The organism is Pseudomonas sp. P8_229 (assembly GCF_034008635.1).
Classification (GTDB): domain Bacteria; phylum Pseudomonadota; class Gammaproteobacteria; order Pseudomonadales; family Pseudomonadaceae; genus Aquipseudomonas.
The window spans coordinates 554,938-571,319 of sequence record NZ_CP125378.1 but is presented as its reverse complement, the minus strand read 5'-3'; the positions used below and the strand labels follow the sequence as shown (position 1 = coordinate 571,319).

Below are 16,382 nucleotides of genomic sequence, written 5' to 3'. Positions count from 1 at the left end.
GAAGGTTCTCATGAGCGCAGTACCACGCCGCTGTCGTCTTCCCACCACACGTAAACCTTGTCGTCCCAGGTCGGACGCGCGCCACGGCGTTCGGCGTTGGCCATGAACGACTGGACGATCTTGCCGCCAGGCAGCTCGACGTAGAACACCGAGTGGCCGCCGAGGTAGGCGATGTCATGCACTTTGCCTTCGGACCAGTTGTAGCGGGTCTCTGGCTTGAGGGTGCTGACGAGCATTTTTTCCGGGCGGATCGCGTAGGTGATCGACTTGTCCTGCACCGAGGTGCTGACGCCGTGGCCGACGTAGATCTTCTGCTGCAAGTCCGGGCTGTGAATGATCGCGTGACCTTCAAGGTCTTCCACCACGGTGCCGTCGAAGGCGTTCACGTTGCCGATGAATTCGCAGACCATGCGGCTGACCGGCGCTTCATAGATGTCCACCGGGCTGCCGATCTGCGCGATCCAGCCCAGGTGCATGATCGCGATGCGCTCGGCCATGGTCATGGCCTCTTCCTGGTCGTGGGTCACCATCACGCAGGTCACGCCGACGCGCTCGATGATCTGCACCAGCTCCAGTTGCATCTGCGAACGCAGCTTTTTATCCAGTGCGCCCATCGGTTCGTCGAGCAACAGCAGCTTCGGACGCTTGGCCAGGGAGCGGGCGAGGGCGACGCGCTGACGCTGGCCGCCGGACAACTGGTGCGGTTTGCGTTTGGCGTATTGGGTCATGTGTACAAGGCGCAGCATTTCATCGACGCGGGCGTCGATTTCGCTGGCCGGCAAACGGTCCTGCTTGAGGCCGAAGGCAATGTTCTGCGCCACCGTCATGTGCGGGAACAGCGCGTAGGACTGGAACATCATGTTGATCGGCCGCTCGTACGGCGGCATGTCGGTGATGTCCACGCCGTCGAGCAGAATCCGCCCTTCAGTCGGGCGCTCGAAACCGGCGAGCATGCGCAGCAGGGTCGATTTGCCCGAACCGGAGCCGCCGAGCAGGGCAAAGATTTCGCCCTGATGGATCTCCAGGGACACATCATCCACTGCCGTGGTTTCGTCGAACTTCTTGGTGACACGATCGACTTTCACCAGAACCTTTTTCGGTTGCTGATGGCCTTCAAGTGCCTTCCGGTAAGTGCTGGAGGCGTTTGCCATGTGAAACTCCCAACAGGTTTCGTTCGCTCGGCCAACGTGGCCGGGCTTAAAAGTGGATTGCAGAGCTGTAAGCGCATTTCCTGTCGGATCACATCCCCTGTGGGAGCGGGCTTGCTCGCGAAGGCGTCGTGTCAGTCGACAGCGTTATTGCCTGACGCACCGCTTTCGCGAGCAAGCCCGCTCCCACAAGGTTTTGCGTTGTCCTGACGGGCACTGCTCATACCGATCCGGCTTGGTCGGCGCCGCCGTCCTGGCTGCCTGGGTCGTACTTGTTGTTATTGCGGTTTGTTGTTTTCACGGATGACGGATGCGCACACGCGCAGCCGCCGACCCCGTGGGGGCAGTAAACAGTTTTGAAATCCTGGGTTGATTCAGCGCTGGTTGCGTCGCGCCGCCCGTTGCCGGCAGGCTTCGCCGAACGCCTGGAAAATCCGCAGGTAGTTCGGGTTGTCCAGCACCTGCCATTCCGGGTGCCATTGCACGCCGAGGGCAAAAGTCGGGCTGTGTTCGACCGAGACCGCCTCGATCAGGCCATCCGGCGCCACGGCTTCGGCACGCAGGCCGGGAGCGAGGCGGTCGATGCCCTGACTGTGGATCGAGTTGACCTGGAATTCGCCCGGCAACTCCAGCGCTTCGAACACGCCACCTGCCAGCACGGTGACGGCATGCGCCGGTGCGTACTGCACGGCCAGGTCCGGACTGTCGGCTTCGCGGTGATCGAGCATGCCCGGCAGCTCGTGCACCTTCTGATGCAGGCTGCCGCCGAAGCCCACGTTCATTTCCTGGAAACCACGGCAGATGCCGAGCACCGGAACGCCCGCCGCAATGGCTGCACGCAATAGAGGAAGGGTAGTGGCGTCTCGTGCCGGATCGTGATCCGTGCCGGGGGCGCTGGCCGGGCCTTGATAGTGGAAGGGTTCCACATTCGAGGGCGAGCCGGTCAGCAACAGACCGTCGAGTTGACCGAGCAGGTCTTCGATTTCAGTCAGTTTGCCAAGGGAAGGAATGACCACCGGCAACCCCAGCGCCGCAACGCTGACAGCGCGAACGTATTTGTCGCCGCTGATGTGATAGGGGTGCAGGCCAATCTGTTTGACGCACGCAGTAACGCCGATCAATGGCTTGAATGCCATTTTTATTCACCTCGAAGTTTGACACTTGAACGAGCTTTCCGGAGCTTAGCCTCGTTGATTTTAATTAACAACTACCATGTAAAAAATTCTAAACGCCGTTCATCAAATCTTCATGATTTTCGGCCTTGTGGCGCCTGCGTTGGCACGTGAGTGTTAAAAAAAGCCCGAAAAATAAACGCTGAGCGGCCGGGTGTTCGCTATTGACTTCACTTTGCCTTTCGGATTGACTGGCTCTGCGAAACAGCGGTGAACATAATAATTAACAGCTAAATAGGTGCATCATGTCGGTCCCTCTGCGTGCCGTTCAACTCAACGAAGCAAACGCATTCCTTAAGAAACATCCTGAGGTTTTGTACGTCGACCTTCTGATTGCAGACATGAACGGTGTGGTGCGCGGCAAGCGCATCGAGCGCACCAGTCTTCACAAGGTTTACGAGAAAGGCATCAACCTGCCGGCCTCTCTCTTCGCGCTGGACATCAATGGTTCTACGGTGGAAAGCACCGGTCTGGGTCTGGACATCGGCGACGCCGACCGCATCTGCTACCCGATCCCGGGCACCCTGAGCATCGAGCCGTGGCAGAAGCGCCCAACCGCACAACTCTTGATGACCATGCACGAGATCGAAGGCGAGCCGTTCTTCGCCGATCCGCGTGAAGTGCTGGCCAACGTCGTGCGCAAGTTCGACGAACTGGGTCTGACCATCTGCGCGGCGTTCGAACTGGAGTTCTATTTGATCGACCAGGACAACGTGAACGGCCGTCCGCAGTCGCCACGTTCGCCGGTGTCCGGCAAGCGTCCGGTGTCGACTCAGGTGTACCTGATCGACGATCTCGACGAATACGTCGACTGTCTGCAAGACATCCTCGAAGGTGCGAAAGAGCAGGGCATCCCGGCTGACGCCATCGTCAAGGAAAGCGCCCCGGCGCAGTTCGAAGTCAACCTGCATCACGTCTCCGACCCGATCAAGGCGTGCGACTACGCGGTCCTGCTCAAGCGTCTGGTGAAGAACATCGCCTACGACCACGAGATGGACACCACCTTCATGGCCAAGCCGTATCCGGGCCAGGCGGGCAACGGTCTGCACGTGCACATTTCGATCCTGGACAAAGAAGGCAACAACATCTTCGCCAGCGAGGATCCCGAGCAGAACGCCGCGCTGCGACACGCGATCGGCGGTGTGCTGGAGACCCTGCCTGCGCAAATGGCCTTCCTCTGCCCGAACGTCAACTCGTACCGCCGCTTCGGCGCGCAGTTCTACGTGCCGAACTCGCCGAGCTGGGGCATCGACAACCGTACCGTGGCGGTACGTGTGCCGACCGGTTCGGCCGACGCCGTGCGTATCGAGCACCGTGTGGCAGGTGCCGACGCCAACCCGTACCTGCTGATGGCTTCGGTGCTGGCCGGTATTCACCACGGCCTGACCAACCAGATCGAGCCGGGCTCGCCAGTCGAAGGCAACAGCTACGAGCAGAACGAACAGAGCCTGCCGAACAACTTGCGTGATGCCTTGCGCGAGCTGGACGACAGCGAAGTCATGGCCCGCTACATCGACCCGATGTACATCGATGTATTTGTCGCTTGTAAAGAAAGCGAACTGGCCGAGTTCGAGAACTCGATCTCTGACCTTGAGTACAACTGGTATCTGCATACGGTCTGATTGGCTGAGGCCCTCAAAAGCTGAAGAGCCCCTCACCCTAACCCTCTCCCAGAGGGAGAGGGGACTGATCCGGGGATGCTCGGGAAATCCGCCGACCTGAACGATTTTTACCGAATCCATATCCGACTCGGTCGTTCAGGTCGGTGCATCTCCCGAGACACTTCGGTCGGTCCCCTCTCCCCCGGGAGAGGGCTAGGGAGAGGGCAGCCATCTCCAGCCAGACACAGCAACCCGACACCCCCCAATTCCCCCTTGTCGAGCCACAACAATGACAACGACCCGCAACGACTGGGAACAACGCTTCCAGTCCCTGACCATCGAATCCCGCGCGTTCATCAATGGTGAATATCGCCCGGCGATCAGCGGCGCCACCTTCGAATGCCTCAGCCCCGTCGACGGCCGTTTCCTCGCCTCCGTGGCCAGCACCGATGAAGCCGACGCCAACCTCGCCGTCGAAGTCGCACGCCAGTCCTTTGAATCCGGCGTGTGGGCGCACAAGGCCCCGGCCGAGCGCAAGCGCATCCTGATCCGCTTCGCCGATCTGATCCTGCAACACCAGGAAGAACTGGCGCTGCTGGAAACCCTCGATATGGGCAAACCGATCAGCGACTCGATGAGCATCGACATCCCGGCGACCGCCAACGCGATCCGCTGGAGCGCCGAGGCCATAGACAAGATCTACGACGAAGTCGCCGCCACGCCGCACGACCAACTCGGTCTGGTGACCCGCGAACCGTCCGGTGTGGTCGCCGCGATCGTGCCGTGGAATTTCCCGCTGATCATGGCCAGCTGGAAGTTCGCTCCAGCCCTGGCGGCGGGCAACTCATTCATTCTGAAACCTTCGGAAAAGTCGCCGCTGACCGCGATCCGCATCGCCCGGTTGGCGCTGGACGCCGGCATTCCGAAAGGCGTATTCAACGTTCTGCCAGGTTTCGGTCACACCGTTGGCAAGGCGCTGGCGCTGCATATGGATGTCGACGTGCTGGCCTTCACCGGCTCCACGGCGATTGCCAAGCAACTGATGATTTATGCCGGCCAAAGCAACATGAAACGCGTTTGGCTCGAAGCCGGCGGCAAGAGTCCCAACGTGGTGTTTGCCGACGCACCGGATTTGCGTGCGGCAGCACAAGCGGCGGCCGGCGCCATCGCGTTCAACCAGGGTGAAGTCTGCACCGCCGGTTCGCGTCTGCTGGTCGAGCGTTCGATCCGCGAGCAATTCATTCCGCTGCTGGTCGAAGCGCTGCAAGCGTGGAAACCGGGGCATGCCCTCGACCCGGCCACCACCGTCGGCGCCGTGGTCGATCAGCGTCAACTGGACAACGTGCTGCGCTACATCAGCATCGGTCGCGAGCAGGGCGCCGAACTGATTGCCGGCGGCCAACGCACCCTTGAAGAAACCGGCGGCCTGTACGTGCAACCGGCGCTGTTCGACGGCGTGACCAACGCGATGACCATCGCCCGCGAAGAAATCTTCGGCCCGGTGCTGTCGCTGATCACCTTCGACACCGTTGAAGAAGCGCTGCAGATCGCCAACGACAGCATCTTCGGCCTCGCCGCCGGCGTCTGGACCAGCAACCTGAGCAAGGCGCACACCTTCGCCCGTGGCCTGCGTGCCGGCAGCGTGTGGGTCAACCAGTACGACGGCGGCGACATGACTGCGCCGTTCGGTGGCTTTAAACAGTCGGGCAACGGTCGCGACAAATCGCTGCACGCGTTCGACAAGTACACCGAGCTGAAAGCGACCTGGATCAAGCTCTGATTTTCTACAGCGGTGGTCGCTTCTGATGAGCGACCCTCGGAGAACAATAAAATGAAGCAACAACACGTCAACAGCTACTACGCCGCCACTCGCAACGAAGTCATCGACTTCCCGGTTCTTCAAGAGTCGGTCGAGTGCGACGTCTGCATCATCGGCGCCGGCTACACCGGCCTGTCCTCGGCGCTGTTCCTGACTGAAGCCGGTTACAAAGTGACCGTGCTCGAAGCGGCGAAAGTCGGCTACGGCGCCAGCGGTCGCAATGGCGGGCAACTGGTCAACTCCTACAGCCGCGACGTCGATGTGATCGAAGAGCGCTACGGCGACAAGACTGCAGAAATCCTCGGCAGCATGATCTTCGAAGGTGCCGACATCATCCGTTCGCGCATCAAGGAATACGACATCAAATGCGACTACCGCCCGGGCGGCATCTTCGCAGCGATGAACAAGAAACAACTCAATGGTCTCGCCGAGCAAAAGCGCAGTTGGGAGCGTTACGGCAACAAGAACCTGAAGATGCTCGACGCTGCTGATATCCGTCGCGAAGTCGGCTCCGATGCCTACGTTGGCGGCATGCTGGACATGCAGGGCGGCCACGTTCATCCGCTGAACCTGGCCCTCGGTGAAGCCGCGGCCATCGTGCGTCTGGGCGGCAAGATCTACGAGCAGTCGGCTGCCGTGGAAATCAAATACGGCGAGCCCAACGTCGTGCGCACGGCCAAAGGCCAGGTGCGCGCCAAGTACCTGCTGATCGCCGGCAACGCCTACCTGCCGCAAGGCCTGGACAACCGCGTGACCGCGAAAAGCATGCCGTGCGGCTCGCAGATCGTCGTCACCGAACCGTTGACCGAGAAACAGGCGCGCAGCCTGATCACCAACAACTACTGTGTCGAAGACTGCAACTACCTGTTGGATTACTACCGTCTCACCGCTGACAACCGTCTGCTGTACGGCGGCGGCGTGGTCTATGGCGCTCGTGAACCGGACGACATCGAACAACTGATCCGCCCGAAGATCCTCAAGACTTTTCCGCAGCTCAAGGACGTGAAAATCGACTACCGCTGGACCGGCAACTTCCTGCTGACCATGTCACGCATGCCGCAATTCGGCCGCATCGAGAAAAACGCCTACTACATGCAGGGCTACAGCGGCCACGGCGTCACGTGCTCGCACCTGGCCGGCAAACTGATCTCGGAAATGATCCGCGGCGACGCTGAACGCTTCGATGCCTTCGCCTCCCTGCCGCACATGCCAATGATCGGCGGTCGCACCTTTTCTGCCCCATTGACCGCCCTCGGTGCCGTCTACTATTCGCTGCGCGACCGTTTCGGCATCTAAGTTACCTCCCCGGCGGCGGCCCCCAAGACCCCGCCGGTTTTTATTCTCGCAATACCCCAGATGTCCAACTGTGGGAACGGGCTTGCTCGCGAAGAGGCCAGCAAAGGCAAAATCAATCCTGCTGAAATACCAAAGATCAAATTGTAGGAGTGAGCCTGCTCGCGATGGGGCCAACCCAGCCATCATCCCTCCCACAGAAACACCACAAACCCTGTGGGAGCGGGCTTGCTCGCGAAGGCGGTCATCCAGGCAAATTGATGTTGGATGTGCTACCGAATCGCGAGCAGGCTCACTCCTACAGGTCCGTATTACCAAGGCCCGAAAGACTTTTACCGCACCGTCCATCGAACCTGCTGAGCAACACCACCAAACGTGATTTAATAGCCGCCTTTCACGGTTCCGGGACACGGGAGCAACGTGATCCGCGCCCTCGGCGCGTCACCCGCCACCCACCCCCATCGCCCTTAAGTCGTTCTCACATAAGGCTGTCATGGATACGGGTTCTCGACTCAAACTAGTACGCGAAAGCTACAAACTCTCCCAGCGCGAGCTGGCCCGGCGTAGCGGCGTGACCAATGCCACCATCTCCCTGATCGAACAGAATCGTGTCAGCCCTTCCGTCAGCTCGCTGAAAAAGCTGCTCGAAGGCATCCCGATGTCCCTGGCCGACTTCTTCACCTTCGACCAGCCCCCGCGCGAACACCAATACGTCTTCCGCGCCAATGAACAGCCAGACCTCGGCCGCCATGGCCTGCGTTTGCTGCTGATCGGCGCCTCCGTGCCGAGCCGCCAGATGCGCCTGCTGCGTGAGCAATACGCGCCGGGCGCAAGCTCCGGCGAAGAGCCGATTGTGCATGCGGAAGGCGAGGAGTGTGGGCTGGTGACGCGTGGCACTGTGGAGTTGACCGTGGATGGGTCGGTGAGTGTGTTGAATGCGGGGGATGGGTATTACTTTCCGACCACGCTGCCGCATAAGTTCCGGAATATCGGGGCGGATGAGGCTGAGATTATTAGTGCGAATACGCCGGCGAATTTTTGACGTTGATTCTTCGCAGCTACCCTCTCAACAGATTAAAAAGCCGCAGAAATGCGGTTTTTTTATACTTTATTCTTAGTAAGTCATTCCGTTTCATGTGATAAATATTAGTGATGTCTATGCGCTATCATTCTGCGAGGAAACGACGGCTCCTAGATCGCGAACCTGTGGCGAGGGAGCTTGCTCCTGCTCGGCGACGCAGTCGGCGTAATTCGCGGCCTGCGGCATATTCGGGAGAAACGGACTATCCGGTTTTGGGGCCGCTTCGCAGGCCAGCGAGAGCAAGCTCCCTCGCCACATAGGGTGGTTTCCTACAAGCTTTTCAGACGCAAAAATCTGTTTGATCAACGTCTGTCACGAACGTGAATGGCCGAGTTCAAGACCCCGGCATTGATAGTCGATCCAGAGCGCAGTTGTTGGCCGGTGCCTGTTTCGCCTGGAGGAGTCGAGCGCCGGAGTCCAGATCAACGATGCTGATCTGGCAGCCGTACAGGTCAGTCGGGGTACCGGTCAGGCCGCCTTTGATCACATAACGGGCGCCCGGCACGAACTCACTGACAAAATCGACTGTACAGGTACGGTTGCCGCTGGCCCCGCCTTCAAGCAGCAGGTGGATCGGTTTGCCGGCTTCAATGGCTCGAAAACCTTCCTGATTCGATGGTTCCCCTCCGCGTACGGAGAACAGGCGCAGAGCGGGTGTCACGGGTACCGACCTGCCGTATTTGCAGGCTATCGCCGGCGCTGCGCTGAGGCTCACGTAGTTACGACGGTTGAATGCCGCGTCCATCTCACTGCGAATCTGCGCTTGAGGGGCGTTGGCAGGGGGAGCGTATTGCGGCATTGGCGAGCAGCCCGCAATCAGAAGCAGGAATGAGCCTGCATACAGCAGTTTCATGGGAATATCGGTCCGTATTGGAAAGGGAAACACAGATGACAGATTCTTTTGCAGGGAGCCTGTCACCGTTGGATACTGCTTTTTGCGAGTGCCCGCGTCAGTGAACCTTGTCGGGCTCTGGCCGTCACTGTTTCGCAATGGATGATGGCCAATAGATGGCGTTGAAGCTATCAAATTGAGACGGCGCATTCCACGTAAAACTGACCCCCGTGGCGAGGAAGGCTTTCCACCGGTTTTTCATTTGCGCCGGTGACGTAGACTGCGAAACAATCGGACACATCTAGCACCCCAAGGATTGGAACATTGCCCATGATCGACATCGGCGGCCGCAACAATGCCCCCACGCCGCAACACAAGACCCACGACGTCTACTTCTTCTGCATCGACCTGTCCCGAGCGGCCACGCCTTTCTGCTTCCAGCAATCGATTGGCGGTGGGCATGCCGAGCAGGGCGGAGCACGTTGGTTGGCACTGGATGAGCTGGACGCCTGGCCCGGCGAGTGGCGTGGGTTTCTGAAAAAAGCCGATTGTGCGTGGGTCGCAGAGCTGATCGATGCGAATAACGGTGCAGATCAGGCAACGCTGGTGGCGCTGATTCTGCAAAAACATTCCGAATCCGCCAAACCTGCTAAACCTGCCAAACCCCTCAGCCGTTTGCAGGCGATTGGCGCTTGGCTCAAGCGCAATATCCACGTCGGCGGCCGTTACGGTATTTAATCCGAGGAATTCTCCATGCCCCAGACACTCGAACGCGCCATCGCCCTCGCTGCCACCGCGCACGCCGGGCAGGTGGACAAGGGCGGTGCGCCGTACATTCTGCATCCGCTGAAAGTCATGTTGCGCATGAACACACTGGAAGAACGCATCGTCGCCGTACTGCACGATGTAGTCGAGGATTGCGGTATCAGCCTCGAAGATCTGCGCAATGAAGGCTTCAGCGAAGACGTCCTGTCAGCCATCGAATCGGTGACCAAAGTGCCGGGCGAATCCTACGAGGATTTCGTCGAGCGTGCGGCGCAGAACCCGATTGGCCGGGTGGTGAAACTGGCGGATCTGGAAGAGAACAGCGACCTGTCGCGGATTGCCTCGCCAAGTTGGGAGGATCTGGAGCGGATCGAAAAATATCGGCGGGCGATTGGACGGTTGCGCGCGTAAGTACCAATGGTCAGTTGAATAGCCAGGAAGGCGAAAATATGAAATCGATTCTGTGTTTGTTGATCGCTGCCGCCGTTGGCGCTGCGTTGCAAGTCAGCGGTGTTCCTCATGGCCTGTTGCTGGGGGCGATTCTCGTCACTGCGCTGGTCACCACGCGAACCGGTTTCGCCCCCGCAACCCCTTATGGGCTGGGCTACATCCAGGTCACGCTGGGCATCGCCACCGGGCTGATGTTCGAGGCGTGGGACAGCGCGACGGCCTCGGCCATGTTGCCAAGCCTCGGCGTTTTGCTGCTGTGTCTGACCGTACAGATCGCTCTGGCTGGATGGTGGCTGACGCGCGGCGCAGGCTGGAACCGCACCGACGCGCTGTTGGCGGTATACCCCGGCGCACTGGCGGCGGTGTTTGATTTGCTGGAGTCGGAAAAGGCCTCGAGCAAGGTCATCATCGTGCACTTGATGCGCTTGCTGTTGATCACCGTGCTGGTGAGCTTTTTGATCCCCGGGCAGGCGTCGGTGGCAGTGGTTGAAAGCGGTCCGTTGAGCACGGGCATGGCGTTGACCGTGCTGGCGCTGATCGGCTTGAGTGTGGTGCTCGGGCGCTTGTTGCTGGTGATTGGCGTGCCGGCGCCGTTCATGTTGACGGCGATTCTGCTGACTGCGGTGTTTGTGAAGTCGGGATGGCTGCACGGTTTTCATATGCCGGACTGGAGCCTGAATCTGGCGGCGCTGATTCTCGGCGTACGGATCGGTTCGCGCTTTCAGGGCCTGGGCGTTGCGGAGCTGGGGCGGCATGGTCGTACGGCGCTGGTGTCGGTGGGGTTGATGATCGTGGTCGCGGCGGTGTTCGCCGAAGTGGCGGCGCGGTGGTTGGGCAGTGATGCTTTGTCGCTGTGGCTGGCGTACATGCCGGGCGCGATCGAGACGATTGCGATTGTCGCCTTCGCCGGCGGGCTGAACGTGGTGTTTATCCTCACGCATCATCTGGCGCGGATGGTGTTGCTGCACTTTGCGCCGGCGTTGTTGGTGCAGGTACGGCGGGTGCGGGCGGAAAGCTGATCACGCCTTGACGCCGGACCTGTGCGCGACCAGCACATGCATCATCAACGTGCCGTACAGCGTCACCAGAATAAACAATCCCATGCGCACCGCGAACGCGGTGTACACGTCCTTGCCCGCTGCACTGTCCTGCACCGATTGGCCGAGCAGGATGAGCAGGGTGATCAGGGTGTTGATCCAGAAGCCCGGGCTGAATTGCGTCGGGCTCAGGCGATAGAGTTTGCGTGCCAGCCACAGGCCGAACAGCAGCGTCCACAGAAAGAACATCCACAGGTGCACGAACAGACTCAAGCCGCACCAGAGCAGCACCGCCAGTACGCCGGCCAGGAGCGTTGAGCCAAGCAGTTCGCGGCCGGCGTGGTGGGTCTGGGTGGTGGAGGTCTGCTGACCGAGGCTGACCGCTTTGAGGATGATCGGCAGGTAGCTCGCCGGGTCGCTCAGAGCCAGCAGAAAGGTCGGCAGTACGATCAGCGTGGCGCGCAGGGCCACGCGCGGTACGTCATCGGCAGGCATGGCCGGCGATTTCGGGGCAGCAGGGCTGTCGGGGCGTTCCGGGAACAAAGTGTGGCTGACGCCGACCACCGCCACCGCCAGCAGCAGGCCTTTGACCAGCGCGCCGATCACCGCCATTGCCAGATCGAATTCGGCGAATCCGGCGGCGGAAATCATGGTCATGCCGATCACCAGAAACATCATGATCAATGGATTACCGCCACGCAGGCCAAAGCGGAACACCAGAAACAGGCCGAGGCCGATCAGCAACACGCCGCTCACCGGGTAGTAACGCAGCAACGGCACCAGCAGCAGGCCGATGCTGGTGGTGAACGCGGCCACCAGCGCCAGCGCCAACGCGCCTTTCAGCGGCAGCGGACGCGGCAGGCTGGCGAGCAGAAGCACCGCCAGTACCGGCGAGACAAATGGCAACGGCAACGCGAAACCATAGCTGGCGGCGGTGCAAAACGCCGTGCCGAACGCCAGGCGCAACGCCCGTTGCGCCGGCACGCTGCGCTCAATAGGCATACGACAGCCAGCTCATCAGACCGACAAACAGCCGCCCCAACGGATTGAGCAGATTGCCCTCGGAGGGGAAGGCCATGACCTCTGCCTGGCCACCAGCGCGGATCGCACGGCTGTCGAACAGGCGCTTTTTCGCCTCGTCAGTGAACTCGATGATCACCGGGAAACGCTGCGCCGGACGCAGCCAGTCGCGGCTGTTCTGGATGCTTGGCAGGGTGCCGGGCGCTGGGGTCTGACCGACACTGACGCCATAGCCGACGCTGCGCACGCGACCGTCGAGCACTTCGCCGGGTAGCGCGTCGAGGACGATCGCCACCGGGGTGCCGGGTTGCACACGGCCGAGATTGTTTTCGGTGAGGTCGGCGCTGATCCACACGTCGTGAATGGCGATCAGGGTCATCAGCGGGCTGCCGACGGCGGTGAACTGGCCGACGTCGGTGCGCAGGTCGGTGATCAAACCGGCCGAGCGCGCGCCGATGCGCGTGTTGGCCAGGTCCAGTTCGGCCTTGGCCAGTGCCGCGGCGGCGCTGCGCAGTTGGGCGTTGGTGTCGGTGTTGCCGCCTTCCTGTTCCTGCGCCCGTTGCACTTCGGCGCGTGCGGCGGCGACCTGCGCGACCGCTTGTTCGCGGTTGGCGCGCGACACTTCCAGCAGGCGCACCGAGACCGTGCCAGGGTCCTGTTTGTACAAGCCTTCGAGGCGCTGATTGTCCTGGCGTGCCTTGAGTTCGTTGGCCTGCGCGGCGCGTAGCGAAGCCTGCGCCGAAGCGATGCCGGCGGTGCTGGCGCCGACTTGACGGCGGGTCGATTCAAGGTCCGCCCTGGCGCGGTCGACGGCAATTTGCAGCGGCTGCGGGTCGAGTTCGAAGAGGATGTCGCCAGCCTTGACGTCCTGATTGTTGCGCACGTTGACTTTGATCACCCGACCCGCGACTTCCGCCGCCACCGGAATCACGAACGCGCCGACCCGCGCCTGCTGGGTGTAAGGCGTGTAGCGGTCGGCCAACAGGTACCAGGCCAGACTCAGCACGATCAACAGCAGCACCCAACGGATGCCTTTTTTCGCCGGGTCAGGCTGAGCCGGTGCGGGGGCGGGCGCTGGAGGCGCGGCGTCAGTCATGGCGGCTTACCTGCGATGGGAGGGGATACGCCGCTGGGGCGGGCGGTGCGTTGAGCAAGTCGCCCCAGTTGGTGCGCTGCTGCATCTGTTGCCGGGTGGGCTCGTCGATCGGCGGTGCGCTGTTTTGCCAGCCGCCACCGAGGGCTTTGTACAGGGCGATCAGGTTGCTCACCGCATCGCTGCGGCTGACCAGATAGTTGTCTTGCAGTTCCAGCAGCGCACGCTGGGCGTCGAGCACCCGTTGAAAGTCCGAATAACCTTCGCGGTATTGTGTGTTGGCCAGCACCAGTGAGCGTCGCGCCGCACCTTCGGCCTCGCGCAGAATACGCTCGCGCTCCAGCGCTTTGCTCAGGCCGCTGGCGGCATCGTCGGCCTCGCGCGCGGCCTGGCGCACCTTGTCGCGATAGGCTTCGATCAGTTGCTGCAGGCGCGCGTCCTGCACCCGGATATTGTTGCGGATACGCCCGTAATCAAAGATGTTCCAGCGCAGGCTCGGGCCGCCAATCAGGTCGAGGCTGCGCGGGGTGGCGCTGAGGGTGTCGGTGGACCAGACGATGCTGCCCAGTAAAGTCAGCGACGGGTACAGATCGGTTTCGGCGACCCCGACCAGCGCCGATTGCGCAGCCACGTTCAGTTCTGCCGCCCGCACATCCGGGCGGCGCAGCAGCAGGTTCGCCGGGACGTCCTGCAGCACCGCGCGATCAACCAGTGGAATCAGCCCCGCTTGCTCAGCCAGCAGCGCCGCGCCACCGGGTGGCTGACCGACCAGCACCGCCAGCGCGTTACGGGTGCGCAGCAGCTGATCTTCGAACGCCGGGAGGCTGCTCAGCGTGCCCAGGTACTGGGTTTTCGCCTGTTGCAGGTCGAGTTCGGCGGTCTGGCCGCTGTTGAAGAGTTTTTCGGTGATCTCGAAATTGCGTTTCTGCTGGGCGGCGTTTTCCCGGGCGACCCGCAGCCGTGCTTCGGTGGTGCGCAGCAGAAAATAGGTGTCGGCGACTTGCGCGCGCAGCAACACCAGCGCGTCTTCGTAGTTGGCCTGGGCGGCGAAGTAACTGGCATCGGACGATTCAATGGCGCGGCTGAAGCGGCCCCAGAAATCCAGCTCCCAGCCGACATCGAACGCCGCGCTGTGTCGCCAGAATTGATGATTCTGCGGGTTGTTGCCGCCGGCCTGATGGCGATCGACGTAGAGGCTGTCGACGCCGACCTGCTGTACTTGCGGGTAGCGGCCGCTTTCGGCGATGCCCAATTGTGCGCGGGCTTCGAGCACCCGCAACCCGGCGATTTTCAGGCTGCTGTTGTGTGCATCGGCTTCGGCGATCAGGCGGTCGAGCACCGGGTCGGCGAACACTTGCCACCACTGGCGCAGGTCCGGCTGATCGGCCCGTTCGCTGGCCTGCTCCAGCGCCGTGCTGTTCCATTGCTTGCTCCAGGCTTCGCCCGGCGGCTGGAAATCCGGTCCCAGGCGTACGCAACCGCTCAAACTCAAGGCGCCAAGCAACAACAAGTGGCCGGGCCGTGTCAGCAGGGCGGTGGTGGCAGGCATTGCGCGTGTCCCTGATCGCAAATATCACTGGAGCATAGACGGCAGATGACCGGTTGATCGGGCGAATCTGCTGCTACGCTTTTCAAGCGCGCCTTCCCGACCCGCGCCCTCGATAAAAAGGTACGAAGCCATGGACACCTCACAGGAATCGGTTGTACCGCCCACCGCTGCCAACTGGCGCTTCAAGGCCGGTGTAGCAATCATCTGCCTGATGCTCGGCTCGTGGCTGATGGTACCGCTCGCGGCCAGCCTCGATGTGCCCGGCTCGAAAGTCGCCGCGCTGACCGGGGTGCTGTTCATCAGCAACAAGGTGCTGTTGCTGCTGGTGATCGCCGTGATGGGCAAGGCCGGGTTTGCCGAACTCAAGCGCAAGATCGGCGGTTACGTGTCGGGGATCATTCCGACGCCGGTCGATCAGGTCGGGCCGATGCGTCACCGGATCGGCGTGGTGATGTTCTGGCTGCCGCTGCTGACCGCGTTTCTGGAACCGTATTTCGATAACTTCTGGCCAGGATTGCGCCCCAATCTGTGGCAGATGCAACTGCTGGGTGACCTGATGTTCATCGGCAGTTTCTTCGTGCTCGGCGGCAATTTCTGGGACAAGGCGCATGCGCTGTTTGTGCGCACGGCGAAGGTAGTGTCGGCCTGAATCCGGAGCGCAAGCCGTTGTGGTGAAGGGACAAAATCCCTCACCACAAGGTGCGGGGTGTGATCAGCGCAGGTGGACGGTGAAGCCTTCCTCGCCGGGGGCGATGTCATCCTTGAGCGTCAGAGCGGGGATCTGATATTCCCCGCCATTCTGTTGCCGATACGCAATCGGCCGCGTGCTCCACAACTCATCCAGACGCGTGCCCAGCGCTTCGCAGGTCTCGGCAAACCGCGCTTCATCCATGCGGCTGGCGCGGTACACCAGGAATGGCGGCACCACCTCGAAACCGGGATAAAACAGCACGCCGTGCTGAATCGGAAACAGCAGGTCATCAATCGGCCCGTTGATCCCGCGTGAGCCGTAGTGCGAATCCCAGCCTCCGGTAGTAACCACCAACATCGCACGCTTGCCTTTCATCTTCCCTTCGCCGTAACGCTCACCCCAACGGCTATCGGAATGTTCGCCGACACCGTAGGCGAACCCGTAGGCGTAAACGCGTTCGACCCAGCCCTTGAGGATTGCTGGCATGGTGAACCACCACAGCGGGAACTGCAGGATCAGCGCGTCGGCCCACAGCAGTTTTTCCTGCTCGCGGGCAATGTCGGCGGACTGCCGGCCCTGCTGGTAAGCCAGTTTCGAATCCTGCGAGGCGTGGAACGGTCGACTCTCGTCGCGACCGGGGGCGTCGTCGGCGTCGAGGGTGGTCTTCCAGTTCATCGCGTACAGGTCGGAGACCTGCACGGAGTGACCGGCGGCCTGCAGGCGCTGGACGGTGAAGTCCTTGAGCGAGCCGTTGAGCGAGGTGGGTTCGGGGTGGGCGTAGACCAGTAGCACATTCATGTTGCAACTCCTTGGTTGAATGTAAGCAGGATC

General features: G+C 61.3%; 15 protein-coding genes. 8 read left to right on the top strand and 7 right to left on the bottom strand.

Going from position 1 to position 16,382, the window contains the following annotated elements:
* Window positions 1-8 precede the first annotated feature (8 nt).
* Complete coding sequence (locus QMK55_RS02385; RefSeq protein WP_102358378.1) at window positions 9-1,151, bottom strand: ABC transporter ATP-binding protein; 1,143 nt, start codon at window positions 1,149-1,151, stop codon at window positions 9-11.
* 371 nt (window positions 1,152-1,522) lie between these two features.
* Complete coding sequence (locus tag QMK55_RS02380) at window positions 1,523-2,284, bottom strand: gamma-glutamyl-gamma-aminobutyrate hydrolase family protein (RefSeq protein WP_102358379.1); 762 nt, start codon at window positions 2,282-2,284, stop codon at window positions 1,523-1,525.
* Window positions 2,285-2,565: 281 nt separating this feature from the next.
* On the opposite strand from QMK55_RS02380, the gene QMK55_RS02375 reads away from it, so the two are divergent.
* From QMK55_RS02375 to QMK55_RS02360, 4 genes are all read left to right on the top strand, one after another.
* Window positions 2,566-3,942: a glutamine synthetase family protein gene (locus QMK55_RS02375; protein WP_102358380.1), complete on the top strand. Its 1,377-nt coding sequence runs from the start codon at window positions 2,566-2,568 to the stop codon at window positions 3,940-3,942.
* 268 nt (window positions 3,943-4,210) lie between these two features.
* Complete coding sequence (locus QMK55_RS02370; protein ID WP_102358382.1) at window positions 4,211-5,701, top strand: aldehyde dehydrogenase; 1,491 nt, start codon at window positions 4,211-4,213, stop codon at window positions 5,699-5,701.
* Between the two features lie 51 nt (window positions 5,702-5,752).
* Entirely contained in the window at window positions 5,753-7,036 is a 1,284-nt protein-coding gene (locus QMK55_RS02365; RefSeq protein ID WP_320328584.1) for an FAD-binding oxidoreductase, read from the top strand.
* A 490-nt stretch (window positions 7,037-7,526) separates the two neighbouring features.
* Window positions 7,527-8,075, top strand: coding sequence for a cupin domain-containing protein (locus QMK55_RS02360; RefSeq protein ID WP_007950154.1), 549 nt, complete (start codon window positions 7,527-7,529; stop codon window positions 8,073-8,075).
* Window positions 8,076-8,448: 373 nt separating this feature from the next.
* Here the strand turns inward: QMK55_RS02360 and QMK55_RS02355 are convergent, their stop codons facing one another.
* Window positions 8,449-8,967 carry a hypothetical protein gene (locus tag QMK55_RS02355; RefSeq protein WP_178082162.1) on the bottom strand — a complete coding sequence of 173 codons (519 nt, stop codon included), beginning with the start codon at window positions 8,965-8,967 and terminating at the stop codon, window positions 8,449-8,451.
* Between the two features lie 309 nt (window positions 8,968-9,276).
* On the opposite strand from QMK55_RS02355, the gene QMK55_RS02350 reads away from it, so the two are divergent.
* From QMK55_RS02350 to QMK55_RS02340, 3 genes are read left to right on the top strand one after another with little or no spacing between them, the layout of a single operon-like run.
* Entirely contained in the window at window positions 9,277-9,684 is a 408-nt protein-coding gene (locus QMK55_RS02350) for a hypothetical protein (protein WP_320328583.1), read from the top strand.
* A 15-nt stretch (window positions 9,685-9,699) separates the two neighbouring features.
* A complete protein-coding gene (locus QMK55_RS02345) occupies window positions 9,700-10,122 on the top strand; it encodes an HD domain-containing protein (protein ID WP_102358386.1) in 423 nt (140 codons plus the stop codon).
* A gap of 38 nt (window positions 10,123-10,160) precedes the next feature.
* Window positions 10,161-11,180: an AbrB family transcriptional regulator gene (locus QMK55_RS02340; RefSeq protein ID WP_320328582.1), complete on the top strand. Its 1,020-nt coding sequence runs from the start codon at window positions 10,161-10,163 to the stop codon at window positions 11,178-11,180.
* Here QMK55_RS02340 and QMK55_RS02335 read toward each other — a convergent pair whose 3' ends face one another.
* Genes QMK55_RS02335 through QMK55_RS02325 form a run of 3 tightly spaced genes read right to left on the bottom strand, consistent with a single transcriptional unit; the run spans window position 11,181 to window position 14,860 of the window.
* The gene (locus tag QMK55_RS02335) at window positions 11,181-12,200 is read right to left on the bottom strand and encodes a DUF2955 domain-containing protein (protein ID WP_102358388.1); all 1,020 of its coding nucleotides are present in this window, start codon (window positions 12,198-12,200) and stop codon (window positions 11,181-11,183) included. It abuts the gene before it with no gap.
* Complete coding sequence (locus QMK55_RS02330; protein ID WP_320328581.1) at window positions 12,190-13,314, bottom strand: HlyD family secretion protein; 1,125 nt, start codon at window positions 13,312-13,314, stop codon at window positions 12,190-12,192. Before QMK55_RS02330 ends, QMK55_RS02335 begins: the two co-directional genes overlap by 11 nt.
* Window positions 13,307-14,860, bottom strand: a complete 1,554-nt coding sequence (locus QMK55_RS02325; protein WP_320328580.1) for a TolC family protein — start codon at window positions 14,858-14,860, stop codon at window positions 13,307-13,309. Before QMK55_RS02325 ends, QMK55_RS02330 begins: the two co-directional genes overlap by 8 nt.
* A gap of 130 nt (window positions 14,861-14,990) precedes the next feature.
* Here QMK55_RS02325 and QMK55_RS02320 point away from each other — a divergent pair, with 130 nt between their 5' ends.
* Window positions 14,991-15,509 carry a transporter suffix domain-containing protein gene (locus QMK55_RS02320; protein WP_320328579.1) on the top strand — a complete coding sequence of 173 codons (519 nt, stop codon included), beginning with the start codon at window positions 14,991-14,993 and terminating at the stop codon, window positions 15,507-15,509.
* 63 nt (window positions 15,510-15,572) lie between these two features.
* Here the strand turns inward: QMK55_RS02320 and QMK55_RS02315 are convergent, their stop codons facing one another.
* Window positions 15,573-16,349, bottom strand: coding sequence for an NAD(P)H-dependent oxidoreductase (locus QMK55_RS02315; protein ID WP_102358391.1), 777 nt, complete (start codon window positions 16,347-16,349; stop codon window positions 15,573-15,575).
* Window positions 16,350-16,382: the final 33 nt, after the last annotated feature.